Raw genomic sequence first — 25641 nt, forward strand, 5'->3', positions numbered from 1 at the left:
TCCTGGGTAGCGCGTTGTTTGAGGATGGTTTTGGTTTCGGGGTCATCTTTGAAGTTGTTGGCTAATTCTTCGACTGCTGCACGTCGCAGACCCCAGTTATCATCCTGGGTAGCGCGTTGTTTGAGGATGGTTTTGGTTTCGGGGTCATCTTTGAAGTTCTTGGCTAATTCTTGGACTGCTGCATATCGCACATCTTCCTTATCATCCTGGGTAGCGCGTTGTTTGAGGATGGTTTTGGTTTCGGGGTCATCTTTGAAGTTGTTGACTAATTCTTGGACTGCTGCATATCGCATACCCCTGTCATCATCCTGGGTAGCGCGTTGTTTGAGGAAGGTTTTGGTTTCGGGGTCATCTTTGAAGTTGTTGACTAATTCTTGGACTGCTGCATATCGCATACCCCTGTCATCATCCTGGGTAGCGCGTTGTTTGAGGAAGGTTTTAGTTTCGGGGTCATCTTTGAAGTTCTTGGCTAATTCTTGGACTGCTGCACGTCGCACATTGTAGCTATCATCCTGGGTAGCACGTTGTTTGAGGAAGGTTTTAGTTTCGGGGTCATCTTTGAAGTTCTTGGCTAATTCTTGGACTGCTGCACGTCGCACATTGTAGTTATGATCCTGGGTAGCGCGTTGTTTGAGGAAGGTTTTGGTTTCGGGGTCATCTTTGAAGTTCTTGGCTAATTCTTGGACTGCTGCACGTCGCACATTGTAGTTATGATCCTGGGTAGCGCGTTGTTTGAGGAAGGTTTTGGTTTCGGGGTCATCTTTGAAGTTCTTGGCTAATTCTTGGACTGCTGCACGTCGCACATTGTAGTTATGATCCTGGGTAGCGCGTTGTTTGAGGAAGGTTTTGGTTTCGGGGTCATCTTTGAAGTTCTTGGCTAATTCTTGGACTGCTGCACGTCGCACATTGTAGTTATGATCCTGGGTAGCGCGTTGTTTGAGGATGTCAAGTAATTTATTTGCCATTGGCATAATCACCGAGCGATTTCTCACCTCTGTAAGACACTTAGCCGCTAAAAAAAGATTAACAAACTTTTTCCTTTCGCCATCTTGCGCCATTAAATACTCAAGAATTTCGCCAACAAATTTAGTCTCAATCATTCCAGCAATTAGCAGCAAGACTTCATGCCAACTTTCATCTTGCCAGTGTTTGCCAAAAACTTCATTCTTAAGTTCCTCAATAGTCAGCGTTTGCGTTTCTTTAAACTGCCAGACAAACTCCCAAGCACAGAAATATTCTAAAAATGTCCGATGCACAAAAGCATAATAATCCGCACCCAGGAAACATAACATAAAGTTGCGAGTCCGCAGTTGATTAATCATCACTCGCGCAACATCTCTGGGTTTATCAAATTCTATGGTTTTGAGATAATCAGTCAGAACTTTGACTAAATCATTTTCATTAATCAAATTACCAGCCAACCCTTTCTCACCAGTTTGCATAAGATAAGCAACCTGACGCAGCATCGCTTGCTTATCCTTATAATCAATAGTCTTGGGATCTAACCTCTTATCTTCAATCAAAACACGCTCCACATCCCATTGATGTAGCAGTACCCGCGATGCTTGATTATAAAGCTCCGCTCTATCTCTTGGTAGCTCTTGATTACGATTCAGAATTGCCATCATCGTCAACAGCAGAGGATTTCCCGCCAGTTCTGCAATAGATTTGGAAGCTGCAATTCCTCTTTGTAGCCGTTCCCGTTTTCTCACTTTATCAACTGCATCGGTAAAAGTTAACTCATGCCAACGGTAGATAAAATCCTGAATTTGTTTTGAATCTAAATCTTGTAATATAAAGTGGCGAAACTCAGCATTAAGCAATCGTTGCGGTTTATAGCCAATAATCCGAGAAGTGACAATTACCTGCACATCAGGATAGTCATTAGTAAAGCGATGAATATCAGTAATTACATCCTCTCGCTTACCAGGATCAAATACCTCATCCAAACCATCAAACATCACTAAGGCATTACCAGCTTTTAATTGTTTATCTAGTTCAAGCTGATTGAGATGATGAATTGCACCACTACATTGATGAAAGAATTCGAGAAAATTCTTGCACTCTTTATCTTCCCGTCGCCGCATATAAGTGCGTAACTCAATTAGCAACGGAATTGGTAATGAGATAACATTATCCAGTGGAGACTCTGCCCAATTCAAAGCCAAAAATTGCAACAATGTAGACTTACCCGAACCAGGATCGCCCAAAATCACAAGATATTTATAATCTTGCTTTTTATTGACAACATCTAAAACTGAACGGATTGGCTGTTCAAAATAAACCCGTTTGTGGCGTTCTAATTCTTCTAATTCAACAGCTTCTACTTGCTCACTTTCTCGCAGCCGTCGAAGATGTTCTTTAGGCAGTTCGTGAAATTGTGGTAAAACTTGATGAGTTTCCCGGACATTTTGAGCAGTAAAAATCCGCCATAATTTCAGTTCGTTATAGGCATAGCTGCTAGTATCTAAGCTATCTAACTTGAGATTGCCATAACGTTCGCGGATTCCTTTTTGATATCCTGGCAAATCAAAGTCTGGAATAATACCAGCAATTTCTTTTGTATTTTTTTCAATATCAGATAACTTTTGTAATTCTAGGATATGGTGTAAATCTTTTGAATCTAAAAGAAGTTCTTGGACTTGTGTTAAATACTGTTCTGTAATTGATTGCCAGTTAAACTTAGATGGCAGAGGTTTTAATTGCAGCCTATTCCAACTATCTTCTAGGATTTTAGCGTCTAGAGATTCACAATTAATATCAAAAGCCTGACCAAGAATTTCTGTAACCGACTTATCGCTGATAAATTTCTGGATGTCTGTGGTGTACTCTTTAATCTCAGTTTCAGTCAGTTTGCAACGAACCTTTAACTGCTGCTGCATCAGTTGCAAAAATTCCTTTAAGGCTTTCCCCGCAGCAATTTCTATGTCTTCCTTCTTAAGTTTCTGGAAAATCTTGCCAGGGATGCCTTTTAATAAATCTTTAGCCCAATCTTTAGCAGCATCCTTGGCTAAGTCTTCCAGAATGGGTTTAAAAATCAACCCGGCGGCCTGAGTTACACCCCACATAGCTAACCAGTCCAGCATAATACTCGCTTCTGTTGAGATTTTGATTACGAGTATATCCACTAGCTGGAGTCATGTTTCCAGATTTCAGGGTTATTGCAGAAACATCACAGGTATCTGAAGAACCTCTCTCTTTTAGGCTACGGTGTACATACAAGTCAAATTACCCCCCTTAATCCCCCCTTGCAAAGGGGGGAAACAGGAATCTAGTTCCCTCCCCTTTCCAAGGGGAGGGTTAGGGTGGGGTAAAAACCAGATTCGTAAACTACCTTGTTACAACCATGAGCCACCGCTAGTTATACCAAGGGATACGTGCAATCAATTACCACTATTTGAGAAAAACCAAGTCCTCAGCGTTGGGTTTGTCAAACACAAACTTGGCTTTTTGACCGAGAAGGAAGGCTGTTAAGACGCTCTGCATAATAATTTCAAGGCTAAGTAGCTTGAGAAATATTTTAGTTGACAAGAGCGATCGCTCTGCCTTTTTTATCGGTTCACCCATTTTTTGATAAGTTAGAAAATATAGCAGTAGATAAAGATATTTTAAATATTTCCAAAAAATAACACCTCTGAGTTAGTTTTGTTCAGACTCTCGGTAAAATCGGCTAGCCGAGAATTATATGTAACACAGATCGCTATTAAGCTAGAGGGAAGTTCAAAATGGTTGCATTTACTTTAAAACCAACACAGATACTTGGACGCATACTATCTGCATCGCTAATTAGTTTGATGTCCTTAGAGGTTCTTAACACCGCAGCGATCGGTCAACCCCCCCCTGCGTCTGTTGAAACCAAGCTGAAAGTGCCTAGTACAATGACCTCTTGGCCCTTTAATACTACCCGTTACTTGAAAGTGCCGCCCAAATTCTCTATCTCTGTTTATGCTCGCATTAACAAAGCTCGCTTTCTGGCAGTTGCTCCCAATGGGGATCTTCTAGTATCACAGCCCAGTTCCGGTAAAGTGTTAATTGTCCGGCCAAATGGCAGCAAAGACCCGATTATTTCTGACTTCGTAACGGGTCTACGCAAACCACACGACATTGTGTTTCATAAGATTGACAACACCACATACATTTATATCTCTGAGACTCATCAAATTAACCGCTTCATCTACAACTCTGGAGATAAAGTAGCGAAAAATCGTCAAATCGTTGTAACTGGTTTACCAGACGGCAGCACGCGGGAACTCAAAGGTGCTTATGGTCACGAACTGAAAAATATCGCACTTGATGCCAACCACAAACTGTACGTGTCGATCGCCTCTACATGCAATGCCTGTAAGGAAGATACTGTGAGTAATCCAAAGCGTGGTGCAATTTACCAGTACAACGCTAATGGAACCAATCAGCGACTTTTTGCTCAAGGTTTACGTAACGCTGAAGGGTTAGCATTCTTACCTGGCACAAACGATCTTTGGGTAGTCGTTAATAATCGAGATAACATCGCCTATCCTTTCAACGATAGCAGTGGCAATTACGGTAAGATTATCCCCTCCTACGTAGACAACCACCCACCAGAGGAGTTCACGAAAGTTCGAGATGGCGGTAACTACGGTTGGCCATTCTGCAATCCCAATCCTTATACCCCAAATGGCCTTGACAATATGCCATTTGACCGCGACTATCAGTTCAATGCTAATGGAAGTGTTAATTGCAATACACTGGACAGGATTAGCAAAGGTATCCAAGCCCATTCCGCTCCCTTGGGACTAACATTCTTACAAAATACCAACTTTCCCAGCCTATACTCAAATGGGGTAGTGGCAGGGCTGCATGGTTCATGGAATCGGCAGAAGAAAACGGGCTACAAAATAATTTACTTTCCCTGGAACAGTACAACAAAAACCCCAGGACAAGAGATAGATTTAGTCACCGGTTGGGTAGTTCCAGCAACGCAAGAAACCTGGGGGCGACCCGTGGATATGGTAGTAGACCAACAAGGTAATTTGTTAATTTCGGATGACTATAGCGGCGCTATCTATAAGCTTTCCTACACGCCGTGATAACTGATTAAGGTCTACAAAGACCCTAATGGCGGAATTTCCTAGTCTTTTCTTACGACTCCAGGAGTATACAAAGGCAACTGAGATAACTTAAATGTTGTTGGTAATAACTGCGATGTCTACGACGGGCTGCACTAAGGTAATTTTTCCCACTGCACGGCCCGTTTCGCTATAAGCATGAGCCGCTGCTAGTTCTTGTAAGGGATATGTGCGATCGATTACCACACGAATTTTACCCGCTTCAATCAAGTCTTTCAAATAAATCAAATCTTGAGTGTTGGGTTTTTGCAAAATAAATTTGGCTTTTTGACCGGGAAGAAACGCTGTTAAGACGCTCTCTAAAAAGACTTCGGGGCTGGGTAGTGTGGTGATATAAATTCCATTGGGTTTGAGGACTCTTTTAGTTTGAGAGAGCGATCGCTTGCTAGACAACTGTTAGCGGCGCAAAAGGCAGAATACAAAATTGCAGTTGAGATTAAAAGTTTTAGCGGCAGATCGGATGTTGATGATTTAGAAAAAGCGTTAGGCCAGTATATTTTATATCAGGATATCTTAATTGAGTTGGAGCCAGAGCGAATGTTATATCTTGCAGTGCCTAACAGAGTTTTTGATGATTTGTTTGAAGAACCCATTGGCAAGCTTTTATTAAGAAATCATCGTTTAAAACTGATTACATTCGATCCAAAACAGGAGGTCATCAAACAATGGATTATACCCAATTAGACCACTATCGCCAGGTGATTGAAACTATCCTCAGTGAAGCATATTCACTGAGTTATTCCTATGCGGATATTCAATCAGAAGTGGTGTTCGATCGAAACCGCGATCGCTATTTCATGGATGGATCTAGGTTGGAATGGCGATCGCCGCATTCATGGCTGTCTGGTTCATATTGACCTGATTGATGGCAAAATCTGGATTCAACGGGATGGCACTGAAGAAGGCATTGCCGCCGATTTAGAACGGGCTGGAATTCCTAAAGAACACATCGTCCTTGGCTTTCGTCCACCGGAGTTAAGACCCTACACAGGCTATGCAGTTGCTTAAGGTGCGTAGGCGCAGCCCGTCGTATTAGAGCGTCGGGAAGGGGGTTAGGGGGTGAGGTTTTTGCTAAGGTTTGTAATGAGCAATTCAGAAAAATCATTGCGATCGCTCAATCATGTTAGATTATAGTTTGTTGTTTCTCTCAAACACAAAACCTGAGAGTTTCCTGCCCATCTCCTCATTGTGGGAATGAAAAAAAGGAGTTAAAAGTTAAGTTTTTTGAAAATTATGTGCAGCAACACACCTATTTGCAACAGCTTATATGGCTTACCAGACAAGACTTAGAACCACAATTGAATATGATTGTCAAAGCAAAAATTAAAAAAATATGAATTGCATTTTTACCCTCAAAAAAATGATATGTTAGATACAGAATTGAATTTCGCACGTTTCTGGAGTAGAACGATATAGACTACTCCAGTTTTTCACCCTCAAACCCTTGTCATTTATTGCTTTTGACGAAAGTGGAGGGAAATCTGAGTACACATTTAAATAACCCAAACCTAGTTTCAAGTTAGTTAAAGTTATTGCTGGGATTGGGTTTTAGCTGAGTACAAAGAAATCCTGAACCCCCATCTATAAACACTAGAACCCCAACCAAAAAATACTAGAACCCCTACCTAAAAAAAACTTTTTTAATTCTTGTAATCCTTGAAGAATTAGAGTTTTTAGTATTTGAGTACAAAAGTAATAAATCCAATAAATTCTATCCTAGAGAGACGCAACATCTGGCTGGGAGACGGCTGCTATAAATCTTATATCGCCAATCACCTAACGCTCTGAAACAAAACAAAGCGAAGAGTGAGTGGAGGGATGACATAGCACCATGCCTGAAGTGAAGAGAAGTCGCGGCTGTAAGCACAAATTCTACCCAAGAACCGAACGTTGACACACACCAGCCGAACATCAGATATCTATCGCCTGCTTTACTTGAAAACAAGTCGCCCTCACCCAAGGGTTTGCAGGCAGTGTGGAAGACGCGACTTCAATTCTGGGCATGAAAGAGTAGCAACAGCATCTCCCACAGTGGCAGCCAAGTCCACCGACCTTTTGCGAAACTCAATGACATCACCGTCTACACGACTCCTCAACTCCAACGCTACGGAATCGCCAACCCAAGCAAAATCAGGTGGTTGCGGCTGTGACAGCACCACCAGCACCACCGTGGAAAGGGACGAAAAGCTCCAAGAACGCATTGCTAAACATCCCTGCTACAGCGAAGACGCTCATCACCACTACGCGCGGATGCACGTTGCAGTTGCACCAGCTTGCAACATTCAATGCAACTATTGCAACCGCAAATATGATTGCGCTAACGAAAGCCGTCCTGGAGTAGTTAGCGAATTGCTAACACCAGAAGAAGCTTCACACAAAGCTTTGGTCATTGGTGGTAAGATTCCTCAAATGACAGTTGTGGGAATTGCCGGCCCTGGCGACCCATTAGCGAACCCAGAAAAAACCTTCCGCACATTTGAGTTGATTGCAGAGCAAGCACCAGACATTAAGCTGTGCTTATCAACCAATGGTTTAATGCTCCCTGACTACATCGATCGCATTAAACAATTAAATATAGATCACGTGACGATCACCATTAACATGGTAGATCCAGAGATCGGTGCTAAGATTTATCCTTGGGTTCACTACAGACGCAAGCGTTATAGAGGTCTTGAAGGTGCAAAAATCCTCCACGAAAGACAGATGGAAGGATTGCAAGCCCTGAAAGATGCTGACATCTTGTGCAAAGTCAACTCCGTGATGATTCCCGGAATTAATGACCATCACTTAGTTGAAGTGAATCGAGTCATTCGTGAAAAAGGTGCATTCTTGCACAACATCATGCCATTGATTTCTGCACCAGAACATGGCACACACTTCGGTTTAACCGGTCAACGCGGCCCCACACCCAAAGAACTCAAAGAAGTTCAAGACAACTGCTCTGGTAACATGAAAATGATGCGTCACTGTCGCCAGTGCCGTGCCGATGCAGTCGGATTATTGGGAGAAGACCGCAGTCAGGAGTTTTCCAAAGAGAAATTCTTGGAAATGGCTCCCGAATATGACATGGAACAACGCGCTACTGTTCACGAAGGAATTGAGAAGTTCAAAGAAGAACTTAAAGTAGCCAAAGATAAGGCGCTAGCTGGTAAGAAAATTGCCAACAGTCCGAAAGTTTTAGTTGCAGTAGCAACCAAAGGCGGCGGATTAGTTAACCAACACTTTGGTCATGCGAAAGAATTCCAAATTTACGAAGTGGGTGGAAACGAAGTTCGCTTTGTCGGTCATCGCAAAATTGACCAATACTGCCAAGGTGGATACGGCGAAGAAGCTTCTTTTGAGCATATTATGAAAGCGATCGCAGATTGCAAAGCAGTTTTAGTTTCCAAGATTGGTAACTGTCCTCAAGAAAAATTGCAAGAAGCTGGAATCAAGACTATTGAAGCTTACGACGTAATTGAAAAGGTTGCTTTGGAGTTCTACGAGCAATACGTTAAGGAATTAGGGAATAACGAATAGGGCCTGGGGCATAGGGCATGGGGCATGGGATAAGAATTATCCTCAATGCCCTCCCCTAAACCCAATCCTCAATGCCCAATGCCCAATGCCCAATGCCCAATCCCCCATTCCCAAAAGGAGAATAAATCATGGCTTACAAAATTCTTACTAGCCAGTGTATTTCCTGCAATCTCTGTCTAACGGTATGTCCCACAAATGCAATTAAAGTGGTTGACGGACAGCACTGGATTGACCCTGAACTTTGTACAAACTGTATTGGTAGCATTCATACCATGCCTCAGTGTAAAGCTGGTTGTCCCACCTGCAACGGTTGCGTTAAGCAGCCTAGCGATTACTGGGAAGGCTGGTTTACCAATTACAACCGCGTAGTTGCTAAATTAACAAATAAACAAGATTACTGGGAACGTTGGTTTAACTGTTATTCCCAGAAATACTCCGAACAGTTGCAAAAGCGCCAACCCCAAATAATTCGTAATTCGTAATTCGTAATTAGAAGACAACAATGCAAAATAACTGCATCTATCTCGATAATAATGCCACCACTAGGGTAGACCCAGAAGTTATAGAGGTAATGCTACCTTACCTCACAGATTATTACGGCAATCCCTCCAGTATGCATACCTTTGGTGGGCAAGTCGGTAAAGCAGTGAGAACAGCAAGAGAACAACTTGCAGCCATCCTCGGAGCCGATGAGTCAGAAATTGTCTACACAAGTTGTGGAACTGAGGGAGATAACGCGGCGATTCGAGCCGCATTGTTAGCGCAACCAGAAAAGCGACATATTGTCACTACTCAAGTAGAACATCCAGCAGTACTCAATGTCTGCAAACAATTAGAAACCCAAGGTTATAGTGTTACCTATTTATCAGTAAATCATCAAGGGCAGCTGGATCTAGATGAACTAGAAGCTTCCTTGACGGGTAACACCGCCTTGGTGACAATTATGTATGCTAATAACGAAACCGGAACGATTTTCCCGATTGAACAAATTGGGTTGCGTGTAAAAGAATATGGCGCTATCTTCCATGTAGATGCGGTGCAAGCAGTGGGAAAAATCCCATTGAATATGAAGACTAGCACGGTGGATATGTTAACTCTGTCTGGTCACAAGCTGCACGGGCCTAAAGGAATTGGTGCTTTATATATTCGGCGCGGAGTTCGATTCCGTCCCTTTATAATTGGGGGACACCAAGAACGCGGACGTAGGGCGGGAACAGAGAATGTTCCAGCAATTATTGCCTTGGGCAAAGCTGCGGAACTAGAACTGTTACACTTAGAAGAAGCGATCGCCAGAGAAAGAAAGCTGCGCGATCGCCTCGAACAAACTTTACTAGCTACAATTCCCGATTGTGTCGTTAACGGTGACGTTACGCAGAGATTGCCAAACACTACAAATATCGGCTTCAAGTACATCGAAGGTGAAGCAATCCTACTGTTATTGAACAAATACGGTATCTGTGCATCATCCGGTTCTGCTTGCACCTCCGGTTCTCTGGAACCCTCTCACGTCCTGCGGGCAATGGGCTTACCCTACACAACTTTGCACGGTTCAATTCGCTTCAGTCTTTGTCGCTACACCACAGAAGCCGAAATCGATCGAGTGATAGAGGTAATGCCCAGTATTGTAGAACGTTTACGCGCCCTCTCACCCTTCAAAAATGATGAAGCAGGTTGGTTGCAAGAACAGTCATTAGTCATTAGTCATTAGTCATTGGTCATTGGTCGTTAGTCATTAGTTTTTTACAAATGACAAATGACAAGTGACAAATGACAAAGGACAAGTGACAAAGGACAAATGACAAATGACAAAGGACAAAAGTTATGTGGGACTACACCGATAAAGTATTAGAACTGTTTTACGATCCCAAAAATCAGGGAGAAATTGAAGAAACGGGCGAAGCTGGAGTTAAGGTTGCAACGGGCGAAATCGGCAGCATTGCTTGCGGTGATGCTCTGAGATTACACCTGAAAGTGGAAGTAGAATCTGACAAGATTTTAGATGCTCGCTTTCAAACCTTTGGTTGTACTAGTGCGATCGCATCTTCTAGTGCATTAACCGAAATGGTCAAAGGTTTAACCTTAGATGAAGCCTTAAAAGTGTCCAACAAAGACATTGCAGATTACCTGGGTGGTTTGCCAGAAGCAAAGATGCATTGCTCTGTGATGGGACAAGAAGCGCTAGAAGCCGCTATCTACAATTATCGTGGCATACCTCTAGCTAGCCATGATGATGATGATGAAGGTGCATTAGTTTGCAGTTGCTTTGGCATCAGCGAGTCCAAAATTCGCCGCGTGATTCTAGAAAATCATCTCACGGATGCCGAACAAGTAACAAATTATGTAAAAGCTGGGGGCGGATGCGGTTCCTGTCTGGCGAACATTGATGATATTATTAGATCAGTTCAACAGGAATACGCCTCACCTGCTCTCAACAATTACGGCGTACAAGTTGCCACAGAAATTGTTAATTCAAAGCAACGAGCGCTAACAAACGTGCAAAAGATTGCTCTAATTCAAAAGGTTCTCGATGAAGAAGTCAGACCCGTACTGATTGCAGACGGGGGAGATGTAGAACTCTATGATGTAGAAGGCGATCGCGTTAAAGTTGTACTGCAAGGTGCTTGCGGTTCCTGTTCTAGTAGTACAGCAACTCTAAAAATTGCGATCGAAGCCAGATTACAAGATCGTGTCAGCAAGAGCCTTGTAGTCGAAGCAGTTTAGGAATTGCTGTAGGACTTAACGTAATCTACAAATACGCTCTAATATGCATTCAGCCAGGAACAGAAAGTAGGATTTGAACCATATAATTGTCTCCACATCAATGCTTCAATCCTACCGAGAACCGATAGCTAAATTAGCTATCACGGCTAACAGCATATAGGCTTCATACATTAAGCGCCTACTTGCAAATTTCATCATCCAACTCGCTTCAAAGGAACAGGATATGAGCACATTGTACGACAACATTGGTGGACAACCAGCTATTGAACAAGTAGTAGATGAACTCCACAAACGCATTGCCACAGACAGCCTCCTCGCTCCCATTTTTGCTGGTACAGACATGGCGAAGCAACGCAATCATCTAGTTGCTTTCTTAGCTCAAATATTTGAGGGGCCAAAGCAATACGGCGGTCGTCCAATGGACAAAACCCACGCAGGATTGAATCTACAGCAACCACACTTCGATGCGATCGCCAAGCATCTCGGTGAAGCAATGGCTGTGCGTGGAGTGTCAGCAGAAGACACCAAAGCTGCACTAGATCGCGTCACAAACATGAAGGGCGCTATTTTGAACAAGTAATAGGACTTATGCATTGATTGTTGACAAATAGCAATATCAAGTCCTATTGAATCTTGCAAGCTGAAACACATTATGACGTATTTGTAAATCGCGTAATTTTCTTTGTTCTTTGTCAAAACAAATGACAAAGGACAAAGGACAAAGGACAAAAAACCAAAAGAAAACAATTTAACCACGAAATATATGTACCTACTCTCAATCATTATGGCTGTGGAGCGATCGCCCCCAGCAGGCATTTATGCCAACGCTACCAACGATGCTCTACACGCGCTCACTACTGTCGCTCAACTGGCGTGAACGCAACTGACAAACGCATAGACCCACCAACCAACCAATTGTAGGGAAACACGAACAATGACAGAAGAAAACATAAGACAGATAGCTTTCTACGGTAAAGGTGGTATCGGTAAATCTACCACTTCTCAAAACACCTTGGCAGCTATGGCAGAAATGGGTCAACGCATCCTCATCGTCGGTTGCGACCCTAAAGCTGACTCCACCCGTTTGATGCTGCACAGCAAAGCTCAAACAACCGTTCTTCACCTCGCCGCAGAACGTGGTGCAGTAGAAGATATCGAAATCGAAGAAGTAATGTTAACCGGTTTCCGTAACGTTCGTTGCGTAGAATCTGGTGGTCCAGAACCCGGTGTAGGTTGCGCTGGTCGTGGTATTATCACTGCCATCAACTTCTTAGAAGAAAATGGTGCTTACCAAGACCTAGACTTCGTATCTTATGACGTATTAGGTGACGTTGTATGTGGTGGTTTCGCAATGCCAATCCGCGAAGGTAAGGCACAAGAAATCTACATCGTTACATCTGGTGAAATGATGGCGATGTACGCTGCTAACAACATCGCTCGTGGTGTTCTTAAGTATGCTCACACCGGTGGCGTGCGTTTGGGTGGTTTGATTTGTAACAGCCGTAACACAGACCGAGAAATCGAATTGATCGAAACCTTGGCAAAACGGTTGAACACCCAAATGATTCACTACGTACCTCGTGACAACATTGTTCAACACGCAGAATTGCGCCGGATGACTGTTAACGAGTACGCACCTGAAAGCAACCAAGCTAACGAATATCGGATTTTGGCTCAGAAAATTATCGACAACAAGAATCTGGCTATTCCTACACCCATCGAAATGGAAGAACTAGAAGAATTGTTGATTGAATTCGGTATTCTCGAAAGCGACGAAAATGCTGCCAAGTTGGTTGGTAAGACTGCCGCTGAAGCTCCTGTAGTCTAAGTCGCTGCTAATAAATAACGCTTTAGCACAAGGAAAAAGGAAGAGTTTTATATCTTACCTTTTCCTCTCTCTAGCATCTCCCCCCTAACCTTAGAGGGGACTCCTAGTCCCCCTATGCCCCGATCCTTACGAATCACAGAGGCTAAATATGACACCTCCAGAAAATCAAAACATCATTGAAGAAAGAAAAGAACTAATTAAAGAAGTTCTCAGTGCTTACCCAGAAAAAGCTGCTAAAAAGCGCGAAAAGCACTTAGGCGTATACGAAGAAGGTAAGTCCGATTGCGGCGTTAAGTCTAACATCAAATCCCTGCCTGGGGTAATGACCGCTCGTGGTTGTGCTTACGCCGGTTCTAAAGGTGTGGTTTGGGGCCCTATTAAGGACATGATCCACATCAGTCACGGGCCTGTAGGTTGCGGTTACTGGTCTTGGTCTGGTCGTCGTAACTACTACATTGGAACCACAGGTGTTGATACCTTTGGTACCATGCACTTCACCTCTGACTTCCAAGAAAGAGATATCGTGTTCGGTGGTGACAAAAAACTTGTCAAGCTAATCCAAGAACTTGATGTACTTTTCCCCCTCAACCGTGGTGTTTCCATTCAATCTGAATGCCCCATCGGTTTAATTGGGGATGACATCGAAGCTGTAGCTCGGAAGACATCCAAAGAAATCGGCAAGCCAGTTGTACCTGTGCGTTGCGAAGGCTTCCGGGGTGTTTCCCAATCTTTGGGACACCACATTGCGAACGACATGGTTCGTGACTGGGTATTCACCAGAGCAGACCAAGCGAAAAAAGACGGTACACTTCAGTTTGAAGGTACTCCTTATGATGTAGCCATCATTGGTGACTACAACATCGGTGGAGATGCTTGGGCTAGCCGCATCCTGTTAGAAGAAATCGGCTTGCGCGTAGTCGCTCAGTGGTCAGGTGATGGCACCATCAACGAAATGTTGATGACCCCCAACGTGAAGATGAACCTCATCCACTGTTATCGGTCGATGAACTACATCAGCCGTCACATGGAAGAAGCTTATGGTATACCCTGTACGAAGTATGATTTAATGTTTCGTGATACCAAGATTTAGTCCAGGTCTAACTTTGCTCAATTTAAACATTGTTCTAAATGGACTAAATTTTAAGACACATTTAAGACACAATGAAAAGCAAGGCACAGGACGTTTTTGAGGATTTCACTCCGCCAGCATCTACCGATGGCAGCTATTTAGGAACGCAGAAACACATGAAAGCTACTCGGCAGCATCTGGAACGCAAGTTTGAGAAAGGTTTGACAGACACTAGGGCCCGTTTAAAAGCCGCTAAGGTCAAAGTGGGTTTGGTCGTGGCACGGGACACAATTCAATTGCAAGCGTCTCTACCAATCAAACCCGGCGATCGCGACACTAAAGGAACTGGTTTTAAGCAGTACAAGATTTCGCTAAATATCCCTGCAAGCTTGGACGGGTTGAGAACAGCAGAGGAAGAGGCAAACGAGCTAGGCAAGCTGCTTGCCCGCAAACAGTTTGAATGGACTGATAAATATCTGGGTAAAATCGCTAAGGTCGCCAACAGATCCCAAACCCTTGGTGATGTTTTAGAAGAGTTTGAAACTGAGTATTTCAAAACACACAAATTAACAGAAAAAAGTAAACACACCTTTTTCTATTACAAGGATTATTTACGGCGGTTGATTGGGGTAGATACTTTATTGACTCAATCGGAGATTGACAAAAAAATTGCAGAGTTGACGAAAGATTTTGCTAGATACAGCGCTGTTAAATCGTTGAAAGTTTTAAAATCAACTCTTAATTTAACTAGCTTCACTCTCGAACATTTCAAAGCCACACAACCCAAAAGTCAGGCTAGGGACATTCCCAACGATCAGGATATCATCAAATATCAGGAATCTTTTCATCATTACTCTTTGACTAGAAGCTTAACAATCAAGAAGAGTTGTTTAGATAGTTGGAAGATGTGGGAATGGGTGTATGGAATGCTTGCCACTTATGGACTACGCCCAAGAGAATTGTTTGTAAATCCTGAAATTGATTGGTGGTTAAGTCCTGAAAATAAAGATAATACATGGAAGGTTCACCCAGATACTAAGACTGGTTACAGAGAAGCTTTACCGCTACATCCTGAATGGGTTTACTTGTTTGATTTAAAAAACGTAGAGTATTTGGAACTGTTAAAATCTCAAACTGATGGCAGGACTAGTTTTACAGATATCAACACTATTCGGGTTAATTGTTCATCATGGTTTAGGCGCGTAAATATTCCGTTTACGCCCTATGACTTACGCCATGCTTGGGCAATTCGAGCGCACATGATGGGCATTCCAATTAAAGCTGCTGCTGATAATTTGGGGCATTCTGTAGAGATTCACACTGAGATATATCAGAAGTGGTTCAGTTTGGAGAACCGGAGGAAGGTAATTAAGCAGGCAGTGGATAAAAAAGATGACATGGATACGTTGATACAGGAGAATGCACGGCTAAGGGCTGAGGTGGAACATCTCAGGCAAGCTCTGGCACGGCATCAAATTAGCGAGCTGCTGTCTACTTAACTTTCTAAACTCAAGCGGCAATACTTCAAAGTCAAGCTCAACGCTCAGTCAAGCTCTGACTAGTCAAGCTAGACTTGACTAGCCTGCAATGCCCCCAGTTAAAACATCCTCTTAGGGACTACAAGTAATGGATTGAATACCGTTAGTTGAAACTGAAACGTATACTTTATATCCTGCCGGACATGTTTCAGTTGAGTTACTTTTTCTAAGTTGGATTTCCTGTGAAAGCTGGCAACTCGTAAACTGTGCTTTGTCATCAAAAGATATAAATTTTTGGGCTTGGCACTCAAAATTAGATGATCCAGAACTGGGACTGTAAACCTGCACGGTCGTATCTTGTCCAAGAATACAACTTGCCAACGAACCATTTGAATAATTACTAATTGTCCCACCTTCACATGTAACTGACGCTTGAGCAGGTAGAGAAATAGCAAAATTGATTGAAAATAAGCCCAAAGAAGAAGTTAAAACTGCCAAAACTTTAGACGGAAATTTCATAAAAAAAATACTGGTTAGGAGAATAAAATTTGTTACTTCATTTCTACTTTGTCGCTCCTAAAGACTGATACAGCAAGGGTACTGATCTTACTTTAAAGTTTCCGTGAACGGTTTATTTTTTAGCAAATTAACTTTGGCAGTGTGCCAACTCTAAGCTGTTAAATTAGCCCTGCTACGTTTTTGGGCAATGTATTAGAAAAAATCCCTATTTTTTGGGAAATTCTGTTAAAAACGGCATTGGATAATTTGTATACAGCTGCTAAAAACGTTATACAAAACGGTTTTTAGCCGTCTACAGCCCTAAATTTAGGGCAATTTCTCTGTAGACAGTGTAGACAGATGAGAGATGAGGTATTGAGCCTCAATAGTGCCACACATGAGCATGACATGTGGCCTATATAAGCTAGACGTGTGCCACACATGGACTACTTAAGTCAACTGTAGACAAAGTGTAGGCGCACTGTAGACGCACACGTGAGCTACTTAAGTCAGGTTATAGAGAGCCGATTGACCCACGCGTAAGCTCTTTAATAAAGGCTTCAATCGCCTTTCCTGCCGTTGATTGCTTGCCAACTTTTAGCTTGTTGAGTGTGCGATCGCGAATTGCCTCATAGTCTGGCTGCACGAATGTACCTGCTGTCTGCGGCTGTTGCCTGAGTTGCTGGTTTTCTCTCTCCAGTTCCCTAATCTGTTCTAATCTCCTGTTGAGAACTGTTCCATCCTTCAAGATATTGTTTTCTCGCTCAACGTCAGCCAATTGCTGCTCTAGCTCCTTCTTTTCCTTGCGGGAATGCTTGAGACGAGTTTCTAGGCTTTTAACTTCAGCTTGCAACTGGTCGATAGTTTCGCTGTTCGCTACAGTTGAGTCTTCATTGCTTTCTTGCCCGGTAGTGCTAGTTTCCTTCTCTACTACCGGGCTTTCAATTTTCCCCGCAGTTCCTCCAGTTGCGATCGCACTTCACTAAAACTCGCTGCCACCTCTTGCTTAAACACTTCCAGTATGTCTACATCTGGAGTTTTTGTAGACACAGTTGTAGACCTAGCAAATGAACCCCTTAGTAATCTTGCAGCTGTCTGACTTGGGGATTTGTCCTCTGGAGTCTGGAAAGCTTGCAGTGCTTCTAATTCCTCATCGCTGATCCGAAATGAAATTATATTGTTACGCATTTGTAAACTACCTGTGTACAACCTGTCAACATAGTAAGTTAACCAGCATAGGTCGTCAACAAATTCGTTTACATAGTTGACAACCAACGAAGTAGTAGCTTAGACTGTTTCGTAGACATTGAGTAGACGATAGTAAACAAGGTAACAGCGAGTAAATCGTAGCGTCGTATCGCCCCAAAGTTCTCCTACCCACAACAGATGGATAAATGATCATCTCAGCTAAAGAAGTGCGATCGCAATCTGTTGCGAAATCTGCTTCAATGATTTCAGATACGACAAATGAAGTCAGCGCTTGAATGCGCCCCAGAAAGAGAGTTGACACCTCTCCCCCTGGCACGACTTCCCCCTTACTAGTTACCAGCCACTAAGGAGGCAATAGTATGTTAGCTGTTGACGGCCCTACTTTGGGCAATTTTCGTCAAGCGCCAAAGTTTTGGCGTTTGCGAGTGAGTAAAGAATTCAGCAAGCCCGAATACTACATTGGTCAAACCGTGCTGCACAAGACAAAAGTGAAGCAGGGTGAAATCTTGTACCCGGTAACAGTGCTTGGTCTTTCCTGGACTGGCGTGGACTGGCAGTACATGGCTTCCTTGCCAGAAGAACACCCTTGGTTTGAGGTAGATGACAACGAATGGGACTGGATTGATAGTTGGGAGCTAGAGCCAATGTAATTAATTAAACATCCCTTCTTAGGGGTGATCGTCGATCACCCCACGATCACCCCTAAAGTTATTGTTTGGCAAGGCTTCTAGCGATTGGTGATCGTCAACCTGCGAAAAATGCCCATAATTTTTTCTCTTACTCATTCAATTTTTTTGGTGATTTTTCTGTACTTAGACGATCACCTTCGGCTGTATTGCTTGCTGTGTATAGGTTGATGGGGTGATCGGGGGGGGTGATCGGGGGGTGATCGTCGTCGATGACGATCACCCCCCCCCAGCACCCCACCAGCACCCCCCACCAGCACCCCTAAAGTTGGTGTTTGGCAAGGCTTCTAGCGATTGGTGAGTCAACCAGCGAAAAACGCCCATTGTTTTTTCTCTTACTCATTCAGATTTTTTCTAACGAATTCTCTGTACCTAGACCAGCACCTTCGGCTGTATTGCTTGCTATGTATAGGTCGATGGGGTGCTGGTAGGGGGTGCTGGTGGGGTGCTGGGGGGTGCTGGGGGTGTTGGTAGATACTTTCACCAAAAATAATGTCTAAGCTTGTGCTGGCAGTATCTTGAGGTGTTTCTAAGGGTAATCCACTGAGAGTTTGACACACCTCCTGGGGTGTGTCAAACCTGAATTTTGAAGTTGACAGTGTAGAAAATACACTGTCAAACCTGAATTTTGAAGTTGACAGTGTAGAAAATACACCGTCAAACCCAAACCTTGAAGTTGACTCACCCAAACAGGTGTATCAAATTTTGTCTTGTAGCTTCCAGTAGCTACTTATTTTCACTGTGTGGTGGTAGTGTCTGTAGGCTAAAAAAAAACAACCCCTGTTTGAGCCGGAGTCGTTTAAGATTTTCAAAACAATGAAAAATTTATATATGTCAAACATAGAACAGTTTGGTAACTTGGTGCAAGATGCACAGCGAGATGACAACTACATCAATGCCACCAAGTGGTGTAAGCGTTTTGGGTATGACTTGAAAAACTGGAAGCGATTCCCAGAAACCAAGGCTAGATTCGAGCATTTGAAAAATACACAGTCAAATGCTGAACCCTGGATTGTTGAGCGCGTAGGTAAAACTTGGGTAACTTGGGTTCACCCAATCATGGCAGTTCACCTAGCCAGCTACCTCGATCCAGCCTTCGCCAACTATGTAGCCGAGACTTTTATCAGATATGCCGAGGCTGACCCAACGCTTGCTGCTGATATTGCCTCACGCCAAAACACAGTAGAAGGGCTGGATATCATCAACGAGGCAGTTCAGAAGCAGTACAGCTTCATTTATAAGCGCGATTTCATCTGTTTCACAAATCCAATCGCGCTTGATCGCTTCAGAAAACAGCCTGAGTGGGGAGAGAAACTTTCTGAATCTAATTTAGTGTCTCTCTTAAACAAAAAGTTTGGATTGCCTTGCGAAAAACTTGTTTTCAGTATTCCACTCTGTCAAGATACCTTCGACTTGTTAGAAGATTTTTTGAAAGAGAAATACCCTAACATTTATCAGAGTGCGTATACATTTTTTGAGAGACATAGAAGACTGGATTCAGGTATATCAGTAAAGCTGGACTCATCTATATCAATAGAAGATGAAATTGCTTTATTCAGCTATTTCATCCTAGAAATTCGTGATTGGGTAAGAGAGAAAGGCGGCGCTTATAACTTTTGAGGTAGTACCCGTGGACTATAAAAACGGCCCTTGGTCAACGACCAGGGGTCGTTTTTGTACGTGATCGCTCATTGCCTGTTGCAACGCTTGCCGATGCAGTTTTTAACGCAATTACAGTGCGCGATCGCTCGCTTTCCCGGTCGAGCCTTAACCCTTGACTGAGTTTCGCTCAATGACAACGCAATGGCGTACACGCTCGCTCGATTGCGATCGCAATTGAATAGATGTAACTTCCGGTTTTGACTTCCGACTTCCACCAACTAGCTGATGAAGTTGTAAGTTGAAATTGGAAGTTGCCGCAACGTGCAGCACTAAGAGCAGCCGCCGCCGATTGTGTACAAAAACGTTGGGCGATCGCTGATGAAGAACTTCGTACAAACCTTAAGGTTTAGCCATTGTTGAGCGGCGCGAGGCACTGGTCATAAGTCACCAAAATGTTGATTAATACCCATAGGGTGCTAACAAAGAACACGGCACAAATTGCCCGTAACGCGAGCGATCGCCCTGGCAAAGCATTAGGTTCAGACAAGTTAACTTCTCTACGCAACGATTATTGCTCTATCGCGCAAATCTTCCGCAACGCGATCGCGTTTTCTAAACCTTAACCATACGACTGTTCTACGACACGGGGGGTTAAGGCTCCGAAGCGACGTATGTTCTACGGACGCTACTAGGAATGTAACCACCCTATGGGTGGAAAATCTTACTAACTCATTACAAGGCTTGCTAGACCCCATGTTGTGCTATGCGACCCCTTAACCCTCGCTCAACGCTATAACGCTGCATAACAGCAGTCGTGCAAGCTGCAATTTCCGCGTGGTTTAGTTTTTGGATATATATTATATTTCCCTTGATTTTTGCGTGGTTTAAAAAACGCTTTTACAACGACTGCACAACGGACTAGGAACCCTTAAGGGTTCCTATAGCGACGACTGCACAACGAGTGTCCCGTACTTTGGAAATGTATAACATTTCCCTATGTCCCGTACTCACTATGAAACTTAGGGGAAACATCTAATGTTTCCGCTCAGAAACATTGGTGAAGAATAAAGATAAAAACCTAATAGGTTTCGCCAGAAAGTTCTAAGGATTTTGGTGGCAGTCTAACCAAGTACCTATAGCCGCGCATTCATGCTGCGTTTAGTCGAGAGTGCAGCAGTGAGTTACTGCATTGCATCCGAACGCAAACCGTACAGCAGTTTTCGCTCTTCTCAAACTTTTGCAACGGGAGAGCGTGAGCAGCGCGAATCTTGCGACCGCACAAGGTAAACCAAGTTTGCGATCGCGGATTTTCACTATCCATCAAATGCACTACTCCGTTTTGGCTCATCCGCCTTCCCATTGCTTTCATACCAAATACACTCGCGTTTTAAACAAGTGTATAAACTTTGACAGATGCCTTGCAAGCATTTACAAAAATTTGCCGGACAACATATGTTATCCGGCTGCGAATTTTGACAAAAATTTGCTGGACTACTTTAAGTTATCCGCCAGCGAAAATTGACGAAAATTTATCGGACAACATATATGTTATCCGGCTGCGAATTTTGACTCATAAACCACTGTTGCATCTCTAGTCGAGGGTTAATCGATTTCTAATTCTATTGGGTATACAGCTAAAACTTCATAGCCCTTAAGCCACAATTTGCAAATCAGATTACCATTGCAGTGGGGTTTTGGATGTTTAAATAACGAGCTTTAAGACAAAAACAAGCCACACGAAACGCAGACTTGCAGAACTATTGATATATAAGGGTTTTAGGCTTCAGCCTACCGTATACCCTGGCTTGAGTATAATTTCTTCGGCCCCACCAAGATTGCTGAATCTTTACGGGAAATCGCTTCTAAGTTTGACGAAACAATCCAAGCAAACGCTGAGAAAGTTATCGCCAAATATCAGCCCACAATGGATGCGGTAATTGCTAAGTATCGCCCCCGTTTGGATGGTAAGACCGTTGCCATCATGGTTGGTGGTCTACGTCCTCGCCACGTTGTCCCAGCTTTCTTAGACTTGGGCATGAAGATGATTGGTACAGGTTATGAGTTCGCTCATAATGACGACTACAAACGTACTACTCACTACATCGAAAACGGCACCATCGTTTATGACGACGTTACCGCTTACGAATTCGAGGAATTTATCAAAGCGCTGAAGCCTGATTTGGTAGCTTCTGGTGTGAAAGAGAAGTACGTCTTCCAAAAGATGGGTCTACCTTTCCGTCAAATGCACTCTTGGGATTACTCCGAACCTAGCGATCGCTCCTCAACATAATATAATGCAAGGTTTTTCGGCGGCGGTAGAAAAAAGAGCCTACTTCTAGCCTAAATGCCAGTTGCAGCGTTATCTAAGAACAATCTGTTTTGATACTTTAGATAGTATAACTCTTATGGAGTCTGGTTTTTAGATTTTGCTTGCATTTTGCTTTAAGAAAAACTGTAAAATAAAAGACTATTTTTAATGACGATTTTTTAGATTAAATGGTGCGATCGCTTTGAAGGGGAGACAAGGTAGGCGATCGTGAATAGGGCGATGGAGGAGATGCGATAACCTCGCTTTACAGGAGCAATAGCATTAACTACCTAACTTGTGGCAAGTAACTGCATCATTAGAAGTAATCACCTGTCTGGTGTAGTATGTATTATGAAGTGAAAAACAGATTCAAGGTCAAAATTTAGTAACGTGGATCGTAATCATCTCTCCAATCCCCACCCAGATATAGACCGCCATACTCTAATGAGTCGCCATAATTCGTTACTGAAGACATTTCATTAGAAAATGTAAATCCAAGCTTCTCTCGCCATTCTTCAAGCACCGTATATTCCATTTTTCCATCAAAGTACAACACCTTAGCTGCTTCAAGAAAAGAATCTATAAGTTGCTTATTAGTTGCTAACGATATTTCTTCTGGGCGGTTCAATAAGTGAAGTATAGTGTCTGGAACTTGTATCAGTTTGTTAAACTGTGGTTGATTTAGCCTAAATACTTGACTGTTTATTTTTAATTCATATTCATTATTTAAAATAGTAATTAATTCTCCTATTACCCCTGTATTTGGAGATGCAAAAAAGTTGCCAACTTTAACCGAATTCATAAAACTTACTTTAAAATTGAGAGTTTTAAAGATATTAGAGCTAAAAAAAGTTGCATTTATTTATGTAAAAGCTACGTCAATCATGAACTTTAGTCGTTTTTAAAGTTCTATAATTTTTTGATATTTCAGTATCGTTTAGCAAATGTATCCTTATAAAGAGAATACTCAAAAATGCTATTTTTAAATCACCTAATTATACTGAATTTCCTGAATAGATAACAGTATTAACAACTAGGTTAAATTAAGGTTTTTGGGCTTTGTGATGATACCAGTAATTTTTTTAATTACCAATATCTTGCTATTTACAAAATTTCCAGCATATCTACTCAATTACGGATACATATCAAACAGCCTAAATAATAATCCTGTCATCCATATAACTCACCTCCCATTGCTAATCTTAATATTTTAATCATTACCATAACTTGAAAACATGGCACTGCATATTTTAGATATTGTGTGTGAGATACACAAGAAGTAGACATCGCAGTAAAAAAAGTAGACTATTGTAGCGATGTCTGCGACGGGCTTCTCTACGAGACGCTACGCGAACGCCTACGCCCCCACTCGACAAGAAACTAGGCGATCGCATTAAAGCGTTCAATCCTCAATTAAGAATCCGGGTACTTTGCCCAAATCCCGATGATTGCGTGTTAATAAAACTAATTTACGAGATAGTGCGATCGCCTCTAATATTTCAATTATTAGCTTAAGCTTGTGGAGGTTCAGTAATCTGCTGCTGAAGTTGTTGTACGTCCTCAATGGCTAGTCCTGTTGTAGAAGCAATAATGTTAATTGCCACACCTGCATGTAAAAGATTGACAGCGATCTCTCGTTGCATACTCGCCTTTGCCTTAGTTTCTGCCTCTTCTTGGATAGAACGATAAATCACAGATTCCTGCATAATGTCCCTCCGCAATAGACGATAAATAATCTCTTCCTCTAATCTTATCCCAGCTAAAATCGCTGAGGCAGCAGTCAAATTGGCTTGAGTTATTGGGTCTGGAATTTCGTTGACAATTTGGGCAACTTGGTGCAAAGTTGCTTCTGAATCATCGGTTTGACTCAGGACAGCAAAGAAGAGGAGTCCGGGATATTGCAAGAAAATTGCTGCGGGTTGCTCCCACAGACAAAGGGTGTCGAATTCATGGCGAGTGCGTTCCATTGAAAAGCTCGTTTGCCGAACAAGATCGGAGCGAGTTGGCTGAAGGTATATCACAACTTGCCGCATCGTTTTATCGGGGTAGCGTCGATACACTCGCACACGATAATCCAACATCCGAAAAGGAATGTCTGACTTGGGACGAGTTTGAAACTCTAAGTGCAAGACAGAATCATCGGACTGAAGCAGAATAAGAGCATCTGCTCGAATGGGTTCGAGGGAGAGTTCGGAGGGTTTTAGCTCCGTCAGTGTTATCGACTCTCCCAGCAACCAACTGGCAAAGTCGGCTGAGAAGTTTTCGGCAAGAAATCGACAGGTATCGTCATACATGGATAGATTGTACGACAGCTATGCGAACATGGGATGGGGGATGCCATCGCATTAAATCGTCCAATCTTCTATTAACAATCCGGGTACTTTGCCAAAATCCCTTTAATCAACAATGACAATCAATCGCAACCACTATATTGTCTTGATATTGGCGTAAAAGACTTCGGAACTTTTCTAGCCATTCTTCATTGGATTTTCCTTCACGATCGTGCCACTTTCCATCAGGCGTAACGATAGCGTATGAAACTAAGTCAGACATTAGGGCAGAGATAGGACGAATATTGTCTTCTGATTGCACAATATCTAGCCCGTATCGATGTTGAAATTCTTCTGGGTTGAGATTGTAATGTTGCTCCTTACCCCAAATTATGCCATCATACTGACTACCAATAGCAAATCCGTCACATTTTGCTTGCAAAGATGGATTATCTTCATCCGTTTCAAAATATGGTAGCATCAATTCTTTAGCTTTTTTGCTTGGGTTTGGTTCTGTGCGATCAACAATCACAAGTGTTAAAAAATGACTCATCTTTCAGTACGTTAAATTGTGGTTATCATTGTTCCAAAAAATACGTTATGAATCATGGAATTTTCAATGATGGTTTTATCTAGGTTTAAGCTTTGCATTATTCCTTCCAAGGATTATACAATTTAACTACTGAATTGCTGAATAATTGTCTGTACAATTGCCAAAATAGCGCCGACATTATCCAATTTACCTCTGTTGTAGAGTTGTCTAAGATTTTTGTGTGAAATGCTTCCAAAGTAATACGTTCTAGCGATGTACTAAAAGTTTCGCAAGTTTCAACTAACCGGAGACAAGCAATTTTTACAGGTTAGATTAGGCGCGATCGCAAACATTTTGTCACAATTAAATTCATCAATACCCGACCTAACCCAACTCTTAATTTTTAATCACTAAATCATTGCGGATTCATCCGAATCAAGTCTGTTAAGATACTATCCAAGCTGCCGTTAACTTGAATGCGATCGATCTTTTCTGCAATCCGCTCTAACACTTCGAGTTCCTTTAAACGCAATGCAACGGGGTTATCCTCCATCACTTTAGCAGTGTTTAACATACTGCGAGTAGCAGCAGTTTCTTCTCTACGTCTGACTACGTTGGCTTGAGCGGCTTTTTCTGCTTCAACTACTTTGCTCAAGATAGTCTTAATCTCACCAGGTAAAATAATATCTTTGACACCGACAGAATCTACTTCAATTCCATAGTCTGCGGCTTTTTGACGAATATATTCAGAGATGCTTCTATCTGGAATTTAGACTAAGCAACACAAAACGACCCAGCCGCGCTGAATTGATAAAA

Annotated in this window: 25 protein-coding genes and 4 pseudogenes; 17 read left to right on the forward strand and 12 right to left on the reverse strand. The window is 42.6% G+C overall.

All coding sequences use genetic code 11. The features are described 5' to 3' along the window. Together RM049_RS36425 and RM049_RS36430 are read right to left on the reverse strand one after the other, a co-directional pair. Window positions 1-3086: HEAT repeat domain-containing protein (locus tag RM049_RS36425; protein ID WP_322707695.1), on the reverse strand; the 3086-nt coding region annotated here is incomplete at its 3' end. A gap of 307 nt (window positions 3087-3393) precedes the next feature. Next, a complete protein-coding gene (locus RM049_RS36430) occupies window positions 3394-3567 on the reverse strand; it encodes a hypothetical protein (RefSeq protein ID WP_322674532.1) in 174 nt (57 codons plus the stop codon). Window positions 3568-3725: 158 nt separating this feature from the next. Here RM049_RS36430 and RM049_RS36435 point away from each other — a divergent pair, with 158 nt between their 5' ends. After that, complete coding sequence (locus RM049_RS36435) at window positions 3726-5066, forward strand: PQQ-dependent sugar dehydrogenase (RefSeq protein WP_322690817.1); 1341 nt, start codon at window positions 3726-3728, stop codon at window positions 5064-5066. Window positions 5067-5156: 90 nt separating this feature from the next. Here RM049_RS36435 and RM049_RS36440 read toward each other — a convergent pair. Then, a pseudogene (locus tag RM049_RS36440) lies at window positions 5157-5489 on the reverse strand (zinc-binding dehydrogenase); the annotation flags it as partial. Here RM049_RS36440 and RM049_RS36445 point away from each other — a divergent pair. The 11 genes and pseudogenes from RM049_RS36445 (at window position 5472) to RM049_RS36495 (ending at window position 15741) form a co-directional block, all read left to right on the forward strand. Beyond that, on the forward strand, window positions 5472-5789 hold the full coding sequence (locus RM049_RS36445) for an element excision factor XisH family protein (RefSeq protein WP_322690818.1): 318 nt from the start codon (window positions 5472-5474) through the stop codon (window positions 5787-5789). The pseudogene RM049_RS36440 and the gene RM049_RS36445 overlap by 18 nt on opposite strands. After that, the gene (locus tag RM049_RS36450) at window positions 5771-5962 is read left to right on the forward strand and encodes an element excision factor XisI family protein (protein WP_322707696.1); all 192 of its coding nucleotides are present in this window, start codon (window positions 5771-5773) and stop codon (window positions 5960-5962) included. Before RM049_RS36445 ends, RM049_RS36450 begins: the two co-directional genes overlap by 19 nt. After that, complete coding sequence (locus tag RM049_RS36455) at window positions 5907-6113, forward strand: XisI protein (RefSeq protein ID WP_322707697.1); 207 nt, start codon at window positions 5907-5909, stop codon at window positions 6111-6113. The genes RM049_RS36450 and RM049_RS36455 overlap by 56 nt, the downstream gene beginning before the upstream one ends. A gap of 1059 nt (window positions 6114-7172) precedes the next feature. Beyond that, window positions 7173-8624, forward strand: coding sequence for a nitrogenase cofactor biosynthesis protein NifB (gene nifB, locus RM049_RS36460; RefSeq protein ID WP_322707708.1), 1452 nt, complete (start codon window positions 7173-7175; stop codon window positions 8622-8624). 128 nt (window positions 8625-8752) lie between these two features. Continuing rightward, window positions 8753-9106, forward strand: coding sequence for a 4Fe-4S binding protein (locus RM049_RS36465; protein ID WP_322707698.1), 354 nt, complete (start codon window positions 8753-8755; stop codon window positions 9104-9106). A 20-nt stretch (window positions 9107-9126) separates the two neighbouring features. Beyond that, window positions 9127-10332: a cysteine desulfurase NifS gene (gene nifS / locus RM049_RS36470; RefSeq protein ID WP_322707699.1), complete on the forward strand. Its 1206-nt coding sequence runs from the start codon at window positions 9127-9129 to the stop codon at window positions 10330-10332. Between the two features lie 113 nt (window positions 10333-10445). Further along, window positions 10446-11345, forward strand: coding sequence for a Fe-S cluster assembly protein NifU (gene nifU / locus RM049_RS36475; RefSeq protein ID WP_322707700.1), 900 nt, complete (start codon window positions 10446-10448; stop codon window positions 11343-11345). A 223-nt stretch (window positions 11346-11568) separates the two neighbouring features. Then, window positions 11569-11925, forward strand: coding sequence for a group 1 truncated hemoglobin (locus tag RM049_RS36480; RefSeq protein ID WP_322650948.1), 357 nt, complete (start codon window positions 11569-11571; stop codon window positions 11923-11925). A gap of 354 nt (window positions 11926-12279) precedes the next feature. After that, entirely contained in the window at window positions 12280-13173 is an 894-nt protein-coding gene (gene nifH / locus RM049_RS36485) for a nitrogenase iron protein (RefSeq protein WP_322639553.1), read from the forward strand. Window positions 13174-13321: 148 nt separating this feature from the next. Continuing rightward, window positions 13322-14260: pseudogene (locus tag RM049_RS36490) on the forward strand (nitrogenase component 1); the annotation flags it as partial. Window positions 14261-14334: 74 nt separating this feature from the next. Beyond that, window positions 14335-15741 carry a site-specific integrase gene (locus RM049_RS36495; protein WP_322707701.1) on the forward strand — a complete coding sequence of 469 codons (1407 nt, stop codon included), beginning with the start codon at window positions 14335-14337 and terminating at the stop codon, window positions 15739-15741. Window positions 15742-15852: 111 nt separating this feature from the next. Here the strand turns inward: RM049_RS36495 and RM049_RS36500 are convergent, their stop codons facing one another. From RM049_RS36500 to RM049_RS36510, 3 genes are all read right to left on the reverse strand, one after another. Then, a complete protein-coding gene (locus RM049_RS36500) occupies window positions 15853-16239 on the reverse strand; it encodes a hypothetical protein (RefSeq protein ID WP_322701775.1) in 387 nt (128 codons plus the stop codon). 493 nt (window positions 16240-16732) lie between these two features. Beyond that, window positions 16733-17071, reverse strand: coding sequence for a hypothetical protein (locus tag RM049_RS36505; protein ID WP_322674543.1), 339 nt, complete (start codon window positions 17069-17071; stop codon window positions 16733-16735). A 77-nt stretch (window positions 17072-17148) separates the two neighbouring features. After that, a complete protein-coding gene (locus RM049_RS36510; protein ID WP_322707702.1) occupies window positions 17149-17406 on the reverse strand; it encodes a hypothetical protein in 258 nt (85 codons plus the stop codon). Between the two features lie 380 nt (window positions 17407-17786). On the opposite strand from RM049_RS36510, the gene RM049_RS36515 reads away from it, so the two are divergent. From RM049_RS36515 to RM049_RS36525, 3 genes are all read left to right on the forward strand, one after another. Beyond that, a complete protein-coding gene (locus RM049_RS36515; protein WP_322701777.1) occupies window positions 17787-18077 on the forward strand; it encodes a hypothetical protein in 291 nt (96 codons plus the stop codon). Window positions 18078-18944: 867 nt separating this feature from the next. Continuing rightward, window positions 18945-19733: a KilA-N domain-containing protein gene (locus RM049_RS36520; protein ID WP_322701779.1), complete on the forward strand. Its 789-nt coding sequence runs from the start codon at window positions 18945-18947 to the stop codon at window positions 19731-19733. 30 nt (window positions 19734-19763) lie between these two features. Beyond that, window positions 19764-19895: a hypothetical protein gene (locus tag RM049_RS36525; protein WP_322707703.1), complete on the forward strand. Its 132-nt coding sequence runs from the start codon at window positions 19764-19766 to the stop codon at window positions 19893-19895. Here RM049_RS36525 and RM049_RS36530 read toward each other — a convergent pair. Next, window positions 19881-20111: a hypothetical protein gene (locus tag RM049_RS36530; protein ID WP_322701780.1), complete on the reverse strand. Its 231-nt coding sequence runs from the start codon at window positions 20109-20111 to the stop codon at window positions 19881-19883. The genes RM049_RS36525 and RM049_RS36530 overlap by 15 nt on opposite strands. A gap of 56 nt (window positions 20112-20167) precedes the next feature. On the opposite strand from RM049_RS36530, the gene RM049_RS36535 reads away from it, so the two are divergent. Beyond that, window positions 20168-20338 (forward strand): hypothetical protein, encoded by a 171-nt coding sequence (locus tag RM049_RS36535; protein WP_322701781.1) that lies wholly within the window; start codon window positions 20168-20170, stop codon window positions 20336-20338. A 524-nt stretch (window positions 20339-20862) separates the two neighbouring features. Here the strand turns inward: RM049_RS36535 and RM049_RS36540 are convergent. Next, a complete protein-coding gene (locus RM049_RS36540) occupies window positions 20863-21084 on the reverse strand; it encodes a hypothetical protein (protein WP_322707704.1) in 222 nt (73 codons plus the stop codon). 417 nt (window positions 21085-21501) lie between these two features. Between RM049_RS36540 and RM049_RS36545 the strand changes: the two are divergent. Beyond that, window positions 21502-22005: pseudogene (locus RM049_RS36545) on the forward strand (nitrogenase component 1); the annotation flags it as partial. 400 nt (window positions 22006-22405) lie between these two features. Here RM049_RS36545 and RM049_RS36550 read toward each other — a convergent pair. The 4 genes and pseudogenes from RM049_RS36550 to RM049_RS36565 form a co-directional block, all read right to left on the reverse strand. Continuing rightward, window positions 22406-22825, reverse strand: coding sequence for a hypothetical protein (locus tag RM049_RS36550; protein WP_322707705.1), 420 nt, complete (start codon window positions 22823-22825; stop codon window positions 22406-22408). Between the two features lie 709 nt (window positions 22826-23534). Next, complete coding sequence (locus tag RM049_RS36555; RefSeq protein ID WP_322707706.1) at window positions 23535-24317, reverse strand: Rpn family recombination-promoting nuclease/putative transposase; 783 nt, start codon at window positions 24315-24317, stop codon at window positions 23535-23537. A 106-nt stretch (window positions 24318-24423) separates the two neighbouring features. After that, the gene (locus tag RM049_RS36560) at window positions 24424-24846 is read right to left on the reverse strand and encodes a hypothetical protein (protein WP_322707707.1); all 423 of its coding nucleotides are present in this window, start codon (window positions 24844-24846) and stop codon (window positions 24424-24426) included. Between the two features lie 394 nt (window positions 24847-25240). Then, a pseudogene (locus RM049_RS36565) lies at window positions 25241-25588 on the reverse strand (SPFH domain-containing protein); the annotation flags it as partial. Window positions 25589-25641: the final 53 nt, after the last annotated feature.

The sequence above is a fragment of the Nostoc sp. DedQUE04 genome, assembly GCF_034530995.1.
Classification (GTDB): domain Bacteria; phylum Cyanobacteriota; class Cyanobacteriia; order Cyanobacteriales; family Nostocaceae; genus Nostoc.